Origin of the sequence: Hyphomonas sp. TMED31 (genome assembly GCF_002172815.1) — a bacterium.
Taxonomy (GTDB): Bacteria; Pseudomonadota; Alphaproteobacteria; order Caulobacterales; family Hyphomonadaceae; genus Hyphomonas; species Hyphomonas atlantica.
Window position 1 is genome coordinate 21,205 of record NZ_NHCK01000009.1, and the last position, 11,442, is coordinate 32,646.

Sequence of the window (11,442 nt, forward strand, 5' to 3'; positions counted from 1 at the left end):
GTTTAGTCTTGGGTTTAAGATAAATTGGCGCGCACAGAACATGGTGTCCCACTCGGTCATCCCTGGTGATACGGACGCCGCGACAAAAGGAGTCGCGGAGCCTGACCGACGTCGCCTGAAATGGACCGTTGTCGCCATCATTCTCCTGTTAGCCGGTGCGCTGGGCCTGAAGGCCTGGGATGAGCGCCAGACCGCCGATGAGGGCTTGCTGGCCGCGCTGGAGGCCAAGGCCAGCACGGTCGCTGCGCGCCTGGTCGGTCATGCGGGCACGGCAGAAATGGCGATGCGCCTGATCGAGGATACGGGCGCGTCCCGAACGACTGTTGCATCGGCGACGCCGGGCGTGGATGTGGTGGCTACGCTTCAGGATGCGCGACGGGCCCCCGCCGACAGCCGACTGGCCGCCGCTGTGCCGGTGGCTGAAACCATGCTGGCAAACGGCCACGGGATCGGCCTGTCGCGTCAGGGAGACCTGATTGTGGCCACGAACTCTCCCGACGGGGAGATCATTCTGGCAATGGCGCCGGTGGGCACATGGCTGCCTGCCAGCAGTGGGCGCGATGGGATATTTGTAACGGATGGCCAGTTCAGCGCCGGTACGATGGTGCCCGGCTTGTCCGGCATGCGCCCAGCGACCGGGTTTCGNGCGCTGACGATGCTGGACCGCGCCGCGACAGGATGTGCCCCGGTCTCCAATAGCGGATTGATGGTATGTTCCAGTCGGACGATGCCCTTGTTTACGCTGGATGATTTGATCCGGTTGCTGATCTTTGGCCTGTTGCTTGCCGCGCCGATGCTGGTCATTCTGGGCCTGATGAATCGTCTCTCGGACTCGGCAGATGCATCGCTGGTCGAGCGCGCAAATGAAGCGGAAGCCGACCGGTTCATGAGTCCGGTCATGCTGGGCGTGCGCGCAGGGTATTGGGAATGGTCAGACGATTCCAGCGCGGTCTATCTCAGCGACGCGGCGTCTGAACTGATGGGCATGTTCGGGGATGGCGTGATCACCGTCGACGAATTGCTTCAACAGGTACATCCGGAGCACCAGGCGCGCGTACAGGAGGCCTTCCGCGTTGGCTACAAGGATGGCTGGGTGCAGACTAGCTTCGTGACCAGTTTCCAGCCGCCTCGCTGGATGGAGTTGCGCGGAAGCGTCACCACCAATGCGCAGACCGGTGCCAATGTCTATGGCGGCGTGCTGCTGGATATCACTGAGCGCAAACAGGCAGAAGATCGCGTCAAGGCGGCTGAACGCCGGTTGCGCACGGCGATTGAGGGTTTCAACGGGCCGTTCGCACTGTGGGACAATCGCAAGCGGCTGCTGTACTGGAACCGGGCGTTTGCCTCGGATTTCCAANTGGAAGAAACATTGCGGCCCGGCATGGCGCACCATACGGTCGCCATCGCGCGGGCGGGGGCCTTGCGGGCTGAGCATCCGTCTAAAGAAGATGAGCGCGCCGTCGTGCTGGAGCTGAATTCGGACCGGTGGATCAAACTGGTCGAGCGCCCTACGCTGGATGGTGGCCTGCTGTCTGTCGGCGTGGATGTGACGGAAAATGTGCGCAACGAAGCCGAATTGAAAAAGCAGAAGGCGCAGATGCAGAAGACTGCGCTGGAGCTGAAACGCTCAGAGGGNCGCGANCGGGANCTNTCCCGGAAGTATTCCGAGGAAAAGGCCAAGGCCGAGCATGCCGCACACACAAAATCAGCCTTCCTGGCCAATATGAGTCACGAGCTGCGCACGCCCTTGAATGCGATCAACGGCTTCTCCGAGATCCTCTCGAACGAGCTGTATGGCCCGATGGGGGATGANCGCTACAAGGGGTATGCGCAGGATATNCTGACATCCGGACAGCATCTNCTGGACATGATCAATGACATCCTCGACATGGCCAAGATTGAAGCGGGCAAGATGACGATTGATCCGCAGCCGATCGACCCGGTGGACCCGGTCGATGCCGCGGTGCGCATGATCCGCCGCAAGGCCGAGGACAAGCANATAGAGATGAAGCTCGACTCNCAGCCGAACCTGCCGGAGATCGATGCAGACCACCGCGCCATTCGCCAGATGGTGCTGAACCTTGTTTCCAATGCCATCAAGTTTACGGATGCGGGCGGCAAGATCACCGTAACNGTCGANCAGCGGGGGCCGGANATCTATGTCGGCGTCACNGATACCGGCATCGGCATCCCAGCNGAAGACCTGCCCCGTCTGGCAACGCCGTTTGAACAAGTTTCCGGCACCAAGGACCGGAACTATGAAGGCACCGGGCTCGGCCTGGCGCTGACCAAGTCTTTTGCTGAAATGCATGGNGGACGGATGATCATGTCATCCATCGAAGGCGAGGGCACGACAGTTGCCTTCACCCTGCCGATTACCGGCGCGCGAGAATTGGTTGACGAGGCCAAGGCGCGCGACGTCGCCTAGGGGCGGCAATTCCATTCTGTGATGCGTGATCCGGCGGGCGTGATTTCGACACTGCCCCACGCGCCGGTTTTCAGTTTTCGGTCCAGCTGCTCCGGCTGGNCGTCNACGACATCCGGCAGAAAACGCGCAATGCCGTTGGATGTGACAATCAGGGCGGTGTCGTCTGCGCCGAGTTCTGCTGCGCGCGCGAGCAGTCCGCGCCATCCATCGCGCAGCGCATCACCANCGACGAGCCAGCCATCAGGCGGCGTCGCATCGCGTTCCCAGGCTTCAAGCGCGGNCTCACCAATGCGGGCGAGCACTTTGTCTTCTGGCTGGTTTTCGTCCGGGCCGTAGTCAACTTCTGTCAGGAAAGGCAGGACGATCAGGGNAGGGGAATTGGTNCGCATGCCAATTATCGNGCGTGCCGTCTGGCGTGTACGGGCAAGGGGGGAGCAGAACGCCGCGACAAAGTGAGTGGCGTTGAACTGCGCGGCCAGCGCGTCCGCCTGTGCCAATCCGGAGGAGGACAGCGGGAGATCCGTCCGCCCACCAACACGGGTNACGGTATCGCCCTTGTCGAANGTGTTGCCATGCCGAACGATGATNAGNCGTGCCATAATCGATCAATCCTGTAGCGGGTCGCCATGCTGCGCGATCAGGCGTTCTGCCAGTGCAACGTCTTCTGGTGCATCAATGCCCGGTATGGCGATGGCATCCGGCTCCACTTCGACACATTGAATGCTCATGCCGTTTTCCAGAAACCGCAACTGCTCAAGACCCTCCAGGGTTTCATAGTGACCCTCCGGCAGTTTCACATATCTCCGCAGCGCATCCAGACGGTACGCATAAAGACCAATATGACGACATACGGGAGACATGGGGCCAGCTTCCCGTAGCGCGGCTTCCTTGCGGATCGCTGGAATCAAATTCTTTGAAAACCAGAGGGCGCGGCCGGATGTGTCGTGTGCCAGAGTTGTCCCAGAGAAGGGCGTGGTCTTCTTGTGCGNGCGGAAATCGTCAAGGGCCTGCCAGGTGAGGCGGACATAGGGCGTTGCCGCATCAGCGCCGGATTGCGCCGCCGCNTTTGCCACGGCCACAACATGGGAGGGCGGCGTGAACGGGGAATCGCCTTGTAGATTCACGACGACTTCCGGAGACACGCCCATTGCTTCCACGGCGGCCAACGCCCGGTCNGTGCCGGAGGGCACGTTNGGATCTGTCATCACCACATCAATGCCGAGCTCGCGGCAGTGTTCGGAGATGCGGGTATCATCGGTTGCCACGATGCTGGCTGCGTCATCCAGCTTCGCAGCAGCACGGGATGCCATCGCAGCGACNCGGCTGACCATTGTGCGACCGGCAATCTCAACCAGCGGTTTGCCGGGAAAGCGGGTGGAGCCATAGCGGGCGGGAACAACAATCAGCGTTTTCATGGCCGCGCTTTACATGACCTGCGAAGAATTGCCCACCTCATCTTCACGCAATTGTTGCATCAGGCCGATAATTGGCGCGACCCATTGCAACGCCTCCTCGTCGACGCCTTCATCGCGCAGGAAGCCTGTCAGCGCAGGGGCGAACTGCTCGCTTTGCCCGCACTCTACGAGGGCAAGTTCCAGTTCCGGCAGCACGACATTCTGAAAACTGTCAGCAAAATTCTGCAGGTCGTCAGTACGTGACATCAGGCGCATCGTGGCAAACGTGTTCAAATCNCCTTGATCATTGGTGATNCGCTTCAGATCATTNATNAGACCGCGATTGTCGGAGGCAAATTCGCCCAGGATGTGGTCTGTCTTGTATTCCACCCATTCCTGNGTGCAGGGTTCTGGTGCGGTGACGCAGGCGGCGAGCGGGCAGGTGGCAAGTGCAANCGCGGCGATCAGGCGGTTCATGGGCGTCCTCCGATGTGTTCCCACAGGCACCCTAATCCCGGAGCCTGTCGGCGCAAGACGGCCTGCTCAGCGGCAAGAAAAAACCCCGGCGCAATGGGACCTGCGCCGGGGGCTTCCGCCTATGCATTCCGTGCAATGCGCATGCGGAATCTCTTATTCGTCGGATTGGTCGGTTTCGATCGTGATCGTGTGGGTCGATTTGGAGTGAACCTGCTTCTTGAAGGCCTTTTTCTCCGCGGTATCGAGCTTGTCGCTGCCGAGCACCGTCTTGATCGTGGCCTTGGCAGTCAGGGCACCCTTGTCGCCTTTGACGCAGGCGATCTTCACCTTCTTCGCCGCGCCATCATCAGTCNTTTTCTCAAGGATGCGGGTTTCACCGGTTGCGAGATCAGCCGTGCGGCATTCCTCCACCAGATCTGTCAGGGCGATATGGGTGTTTTCGATCTGGTCNTCGAAATCATCGCCATAGGCGAGGTCGATCTTGCGTTCGAGTTCGTCAGCATGCATTTCGATGCGGGCTTCGAGCATGGCGATCTTTGGCTCCAGATTGCGTTCCCAGGCATCGGCCTGCGCCTCGGCCCGATCCGCCATCGCTTCGGCATGCATCTCCCATTTCTCGGCCTGTCTCTCGACATTCTCGGCCCACGCTTCCCATTCTTCTTCCGTCTTCGGCATGGTTTCTTCGGTGAAGCTGACGGCCAGTTCCATCTCGCGATTGAACTGTTCGTTGAGGCCGTCGAAGGCGAGTTCGATCACCGGCATGGACTCCACGAGCTTGTTGATCTGAGCCGTCTCGGCTTCGATTTTTGCTGTGAGGACTTCGATCTCACGCTCGATGTTGGGGTTCTTCACATTCACATTGAAGGGCTCGCCAATGATCACGATCTGACGATCCTCGACCTGCTCGCCATCGACATAGACTGTGCCGCTGTCCAAGCGAAGGCTGCTGGAAGATTTCAGCTCACGGAAATCTCCAGGCGTCGGAGTCTTCGGGGGAGTGGGCGCAGCGCGCGGTTGGTCCGGCATCGGTGCGCCAGCGAGTTCTGCCATGTCGACCGTGTTGTCGACTTCNGCAGACGCGCAGGCGGAGGTTACGAAACCCGAGCTGAGCAGGGCCGCGCTTCCCAGCAGTCCGGAGATTCCAGCGCCCATGAGGCGGCGGGAGCGGGATGGGCTGGGCGTGGTCATGCGGATCATTCTTTCCTTGAGGGCGTGGGTCAGCGGCAGGCTGGCGGCGGCGGTGAGGCGTTCCGGCAGGGCGAGCTGCACAGCCTTGAGGAGCGTTTCGCCATAGGCNTGCGGCGAGGACGCNCCGGATTTCAGGACATCACTGTCACACGCNGCTTCCTGGTCCGTGCGGAAGGCGCGGCGCGCCATGTATGCNAGCGGGTTGAACCAGAGCAGGGCGACAAAGATTTCCGACACTTGCAGGGCCCANAGGTCACCGCGCTTGATATGGGTCATTTCATGGGCCAGTGCAGCGCGTTGCTGGCTTTGGGTGTAGTCGTCCTCGAACCAGGCTGGCAGCAATACGGTTGGACGCAGCAAGCCGGAGACGAGGGGGCCAGACGAGATGAAGCTTGTGGAGACCTTGGGCATCTTCTTCATGCCAACCTGACGGGCGACCTCCTCGGCAAGACGGGCGAGTTCCGGAGAGGGGGCCATTTCCTCGCGGCGCAGCGTGTTCATGAAGCTGTGGTGTGCCCAGCTGCTGCGGAGGATCATGTATAGGGCTCCGCCAACCCAGACGGCGAACATTGTGCCGAGCAGCAATCCGCCGAGTATCGGATCGGACACTTCCGGGAATGCCACGAGACCGGGTGCGCCATCGAGTAGGGGGCTCGAATNGACCGGGCTTGAGACAGGCGGAGCCCCGACGACATGAGTTACGGTGCCTACAGGTTCAGGTGAGCGAAACAGTGCAGGGGCAACTTCAGCCGTCCCGGCCGAGGCAGGCATCGGAGTCTGGAAGAACTCGAAGAAACCCGCCAGCGGCGAGGGCATGGACAGGGGAGGCAGGACCAGTCGGGCGACCGGAATGGCCCACAGNGCATAGGTGACNCCTGCGCCGAACTGGCGGGCGACATGNTTTCGCGCANCCAGGATGAGGGCGATGAGGATCGACACNGCGATAATGGTCTGCGCGGCATAGCCGATGTTGAGGCTGTTCAGGTCGAAAATCATTTCTTCAACTCCCCCAGAAGCTTTTCAAGTTCCGCNATGTCGTCTGCGGTCAGGCCGCGTGTGTCTGCNAGGTGGGCAACCAGAGGGGCGGCGCGTCCGGAAAAGACCTGATCAACAAACTGACGNGCCGCGCCGGCCTTGTAGGTGCCTTCCTCAATCAGCGGAAAATAGAGATAGCGCCGACCGTCTTCCTGGGTGCTCAGCGCGCCCTTCTCAACCAGCCGGGCCAGCAGTGTTTTGACCGTGCGGCTGGTCCAGTCTTTCTCGGATCCGAGCGCGTCGTGAACGTCCGCGGCGGCGAGGCCGGGCTGTTTCCACAACACGGCCATGACTTCGAGTTCGGCGTCAGAAATCTTCATATGTAGAACCCCTCTCTGGACTACAGGTGTAGTCGTACGCGATGACTACATTCGTGGTCAACAAGTTTTCGATGACACATTCGTAAGGTGCAGATCGTCGCAGGAATCCGCGCTCGTGTGGCTTCTATTCGGGGTCGCAGTCGAGTACGGTCCTCTGAATAAAGTGGAGGAGAAGGCCATGAAGCGTGTAATGATTGCGGCGATTGCGGTTGCAACCTTGCCGGCAGGTTGCGCGACGACGGGCAGCTCTGGCGATTTCGGACGCGTGCTGGGCGAGGTGCTGAGCCAGCAGACGGGCGACAGCTCCCTCACCCAGGCGGAGATCGATGCGGGCCTGCGCGAAGCCTTGACGGTTGGCACGAACCTTGTCGCGGCGCAGCTGGGCCAAACCAATGGGTATTTCGGGGATCCTGAAATCCGCATTCCCCTGCCGAAGACCTATCGTGATATCCAGTCCGGCCTGTCCCGCGTCGGGGCAAGCGGCCCATTGGACGATCTGGAACTGCGGATGAACCGCGCCGCTGAGGATTCTGTGCCGGAAGCGAAGACGCTGGTGCTCGGCGCGATCCGGCAGATCACGATTGAGGATGCTGTGCGTATCCTGAACGGTGGGGACACGGCGGCGACGGATTTCCTGCGCGCGAAGACCGAAAGCCAGTTGCGGGCTTCGTTCACGCCTTATGTCAGATCTTCGCTGGCAGAGGCGGGGGCGTTTACGTCTCTTGAACAGGTGGCCAATAGCTATGGCGTTGGCGGCGTTACCACGACGCTTCAGAATGATTTGACAGACCATGCTGTGTCGCTGGGTCTGGATGGGCTGTTCCACTATGTGGCCCTCGAGGAGAAGAAAATTCGTGAGAATCCTGTGGCTCGGACGACGGAGCTGTTACGGCGCGTCTTTGGATCGAGGGGCTGATGCGTCGCTTTACGTATGAAGCCAAAGCCGGCGGAGAGATGGCCGGCATCGAATTCGGTGATCCCATCAAGCCTTTCTCGGCGGTGTGGCTGCACGCAACCGGATTCAACGGGATGACGTATCAATCCCTGCTGGCCCCTCTGGGCCTGCGCCAGCGCGTTGCAGCGCTCGATATGCGCGGTCATGGCCGCACGACGCTGCAGGCAAAGCCGGGTCAGATGAAATCCTGGAAGCGTCACCGCGATGATGTGATTGAGTGGCTGGAAAAGGAAGCGCCGCATGGCGTGATCCTGGCGGGGCATTCCATGGGCGGATGCGTTGCGCTGATGGTGGCGGGCAAGCGCCCGGACCTGGTGAAGGGCCTGATCCTGGTCGATCCGGTGATCATGTCGAAATCGATCTATTTCTGGCAGCATATGCTGACGCCGATTTCCTTCCTGATGCCGAAGAACGGCATGGCGCGGCGGGCGAAGAAGCGCCGGGCGGAATTCGGCACATTCCGCGAAGCGCTGGAATCCTATACCGGTCGCGGGGCGTTCAAGACGTGGCGGGAGCCTTTCCTGGCGGACTATCTTCTGGACGGGATCGAGCGGGTTGACCACAATCCGATCGACAGTGACGAGCAGACCTGGCGTCTGTTGTGCGAGCCGAAATGGGAGTCGGCCACGTTCGCGGCTCAGCGCAACCGTCCGTGGAGCGCGCTCCGGCGGGTGAAGAAACACCAGATCCCGATGACCATTTTGCGGCCAACGAGAGATTCCGTGATCACCGACAAGGTGCGGGCGAAGCTGATCCTGACCTATCCGGCGATGATGATGAAGGCCGTGCGCGGGACGACGCATTTCCTGCCGATGGAGGCGCCTTATGAAGTGCGCGATCAGCTTTCCGCCTTTCTGGCGCGGCTGGTGGAGCGGTTCACGCTGGAAGAGGACGCCTTCGTGGAGCGGTCGTTGAAGGTGCGCCGGCGCGGNGCGCGATAGGGCGGGGCAGTCCTCAGTTTAGAAAAGATCAGTGGTGGAACATTNGGCAAGCGTGTAAGGGTTCGCGGTTNCCTTTGGAGCTGACCCCATGCCGCTTGATATCCTGGCTCTGCCNGGGGTGGAGATCGCCATCGTGCTGTTGCTCGTGGCGGTTGTGTTTTTCGGCTTCATCCGGGAAATCCTGCCATCAGATGTGGTGGCCTTGCTGGCAATGGGCGCTTTGCTGCTGACAGGCATTCTGTCGGTTCCGGAAACGCTCGCAGTCTTCTCCAACCCGGCACCAATCACGATTGCGGCCATGTTTGTCCTGTCTGCTGCGCTGGAGCGTACAGGCGTGATTGATGCGGCGGGGCGGATGGTGACGCGGCTGGCCGGGCGTGCGTCGCCNATTGTCGCGATGCTGGCCATGATGTTCGGCGTGATGGTTCTGTCGGCNTTCATGAACAATACGCCGATTGTCGTCGTCCTTATTCCGGTCGTGATTCAGTTGGCGCGCAGTTTGGGGGTTGCGCCATCCAAGCTGCTGATCCCGCTTTCTTTCGCCGCGATCTTTGGCGGTACGACAACATTGATCGGTACGTCGACAAACATCCTTGTCGATGGCGTGGCGCAGGANGCAGGGCTCGCCCCCTTCGGCATGTTCGAGATCACCGCCGCCGGAGCTGTTCTGGCATGTGTGGGTGCGGCCTATCTGGGGCTCGTGTCGCGCTTCCTGCTTCCGACGCGGGAGTCATTGATCGACATGTTGCCGGATGCCAGGAAGCGGCGCTTCCTCGCGCAGATCCTGATCCCGCTCGGTTCTCCCCTGATTGGCAAAGCCATTTCCGAGACCGGATTTAGCGCCGAGAAAGGGTTCAAGGTGATCGACGTGTTCCGCGATGGCCTGTCCCTCCGGGCGGATTTGCGTGACCTGATTATCCAGGCAGGGGACCGGGTGGTCTTGCGCTCGCCCGTATCGGAAGTCCTGACCCTGAAGGAAGCCGGCAGCATCGCAATCGGCGCATCAGCCAGCGATGTCCGCNCGGCATTCGAGCCGATCCAGACAAGCGAGACCGTGATCATGGAGGGCGTGATCGGGCCGCAATCCCGCCTGATCGGGCGGTCCNTGANGGGCCTCGGCCTTGCGCGCCTTTATGGCGTTTACGTGCTGGCCATTCATCGGCGNGGAGAGAATGTCACCAACACACAGGANATGCGGTTCGATGTCGGGGACACGGTCCTGCTTGAAGGGCCAGCGCGCGGGATGCGACAATTGTTCGATGACGGTATTCTCAACAATCTGACCGAGACGACCGAACGGGCAATCCGGCGCGCCAAGGCCCCGATTGCGATGGTGGCACTGGTAGCGGTGATGGGGCTGGCGGCGCTGGGCGTGCTGCCCATTGCGGCGCTGGCCCTGATTGCGGCAACGGCGGTGGTTGCGCTTGGCTGCCTGGACCATCAGGAAGCCTACCGGGCGATCAGATGGGACATCCTGATGCTGATTTTCGGCATGTTGGCGCTGGGGCTGGCCATGGAGAAGTCTGGCGCGGCAAGCCTTCTGGTTGGGCATCTGGCAGAGTTGACCGCCGGGTTTGGCCCGATCGCGGTGCTGGCCGTACTGTATCTGGTCACATCCTTCCTGACCGAAATCATGAGCAACAATGCCGCTGCGATCCTGCTGACGCCAATCGCGATTGGGCTAGGCGCGCAGCTGGGTATCGATCCGCGACCATTCGTGGTTGCGGTGATGTTTGCTGCCAGCGCCAGCTTTGCCACGCCTATCGGGTATCAGACGAATACGCTGGTCTACAGTGCAGGAGGATACCGGTTCTCGGACTTCCTGAAGATCGGTGTGCCGTTGAACCTTGTGATGTTTGCGGCCGCCATGATCGTCATTCCGATCTTCTGGCCGCTGGGCTGAGCACTACCAGAGTTCCCGGTCGGGGGAGGCGGCATCGGCCAGCTTGCCCATCAGGCGCTCAAGCTCCTGCTGCTCGTCTTCGGTCAGGGCGCCGGACAGCTTCTGCTCTTCCGCCAGGGCGATTGGGACAATGAGTTCATAGACGTCCCTGCCTGCAGGCGTGAGGAAGAGCTGGGACCGGCGACCATCGGTTTCGGACGTCTTGCGCTCCAGATACCCCATCTGGATCATCGCAGCGATGGCGCGGCTGACGGCAACCTTGTCCATCGCGGTCAGCTGGCCGATCTCGGTCGCGCTGATGCCGGGCCGGTCGCCGACGACGGCCATGACCCGCCACTGCCAGATCGACAGGCCAAACTCGCGATCATACAGCGCCGCAATCCGCGTCGAGATCGTGTTCGACAGGACAGACAGCCGGTAGGGCAGGAATTCGCGCAGGCGAAGCAGAGAGACATTATCGGAATCGGGCATGTCCTATTGATTGAGGGTTGCGCGCGTCGTGTCAATTAGTTACATATGAAACTAATAGCATTCATCCCGATATCACGATTGGAGCGCGCTTATGGCAGACCTGTTTGAGAACCCCGCCGGCCTTGACGGATTTGAGTTCATTGAGTTCTCCGCACCGGAAAAAGGCGTCCTGGAGCCGGTATTCGAGATGATCGGCTTCACCAGGATTGCCCGTCACCGCACGAAGGATGTTGAGCTGTGGCGTCAGGGTGGCATCAACCTGATCACCAATTACGAACCGCGCTCTGCCGCTTGGTATTTCGCGCGAGAGCACGGCCCCTCCGCCTGTGG

General features: G+C 60.8%; 9 protein-coding genes and 1 pseudogene. 5 read left to right on the forward strand and 5 right to left on the reverse strand.

Annotated features, from left to right (window positions below):
- The first annotated feature begins 40 nt into the window (after positions 1–40).
- Positions 41–2,428: a PAS domain-containing sensor histidine kinase gene (locus tag CBB91_RS01185; protein ID WP_273011247.1), complete on the forward strand. Its 2,388-nt coding sequence runs from the start codon at positions 41–43 to the stop codon at positions 2,426–2,428.
- On the opposite strand, the gene CBB91_RS01190 is transcribed toward CBB91_RS01185, so the two are convergent.
- The 4 genes from CBB91_RS01190 to CBB91_RS01205 form a co-directional block, all read right to left on the reverse strand.
- Positions 2,425–3,027 carry a histidine phosphatase family protein gene (locus CBB91_RS01190; RefSeq protein ID WP_273011249.1) on the reverse strand — a complete coding sequence of 201 codons (603 nt, stop codon included), beginning with the start codon at positions 3,025–3,027 and terminating at the stop codon, positions 2,425–2,427. The genes CBB91_RS01185 and CBB91_RS01190 overlap by 4 nt on opposite strands.
- 6 nt (positions 3,028–3,033) lie before the next feature.
- Positions 3,034–3,843, reverse strand: coding sequence for a manno-octulosonate cytidylyltransferase (locus CBB91_RS01195; RefSeq protein WP_273011251.1), 810 nt, complete (start codon positions 3,841–3,843; stop codon positions 3,034–3,036).
- A 609-nt stretch (positions 3,844–4,452) separates the two neighbouring features.
- On the reverse strand, positions 4,453–6,483 hold the full coding sequence (locus CBB91_RS01200; protein ID WP_273011253.1) for a M56 family metallopeptidase: 2,031 nt from the start codon (positions 6,481–6,483) through the stop codon (positions 4,453–4,455).
- Positions 6,480–6,842: a BlaI/MecI/CopY family transcriptional regulator gene (locus CBB91_RS01205; protein ID WP_273011256.1), complete on the reverse strand. Its 363-nt coding sequence runs from the start codon at positions 6,840–6,842 to the stop codon at positions 6,480–6,482. The genes CBB91_RS01200 and CBB91_RS01205 overlap by 4 nt, the downstream gene beginning before the upstream one ends.
- A 178-nt stretch (positions 6,843–7,020) precedes the next feature.
- Between CBB91_RS01205 and CBB91_RS01210 the strand changes: the two genes are divergently transcribed.
- The 3 genes from CBB91_RS01210 (at position 7,021) to CBB91_RS01220 (ending at position 10,641) form a co-directional block, all read left to right on the forward strand.
- Positions 7,021–7,758 (forward strand): DUF4197 domain-containing protein, encoded by a 738-nt coding sequence (locus CBB91_RS01210; protein ID WP_272983663.1) that lies wholly within the window; start codon positions 7,021–7,023, stop codon positions 7,756–7,758.
- The gene (locus CBB91_RS01215; RefSeq protein ID WP_035550870.1) at positions 7,758–8,738 is read left to right on the forward strand and encodes an alpha/beta hydrolase; all 981 of its coding nucleotides are present in this window, start codon (positions 7,758–7,760) and stop codon (positions 8,736–8,738) included. The genes CBB91_RS01210 and CBB91_RS01215 overlap by 1 nt, the downstream gene beginning before the upstream one ends.
- An 88-nt stretch (positions 8,739–8,826) precedes the next feature.
- On the forward strand, positions 8,827–10,641 hold the full coding sequence (locus tag CBB91_RS01220; RefSeq protein WP_273011259.1) for an SLC13 family permease: 1,815 nt from the start codon (positions 8,827–8,829) through the stop codon (positions 10,639–10,641).
- A 3-nt stretch (positions 10,642–10,644) separates the two neighbouring features.
- Here the strand turns inward: CBB91_RS01220 and CBB91_RS01225 are convergent, their stop codons facing one another.
- Positions 10,645–11,112 (reverse strand): MarR family winged helix-turn-helix transcriptional regulator, encoded by a 468-nt coding sequence (locus tag CBB91_RS01225; RefSeq protein WP_035550876.1) that lies wholly within the window; start codon positions 11,110–11,112, stop codon positions 10,645–10,647.
- A gap of 91 nt (positions 11,113–11,203) precedes the next feature.
- On the opposite strand from CBB91_RS01225, the pseudogene CBB91_RS01230 reads away from it, so the two are divergent.
- Positions 11,204–11,442 (forward strand): annotated as a pseudogene (locus CBB91_RS01230) (4-hydroxyphenylpyruvate dioxygenase); the annotation flags it as partial.

Coding starts and splice junctions, on each gene's coding strand:
- CBB91_RS01210 (WP_272983663.1), top strand. CDS start 7,021: ATGAAGCGTGTAATGATTGCGGCGATTGCGGTTGCAACCTTGCCGGCA.
- CBB91_RS01225 (WP_035550876.1), bottom strand. CDS start 11,112: ATGCCCGATTCCGATAATGTCTCTCTGCTTCGCCTGCGCGAATTCCTG.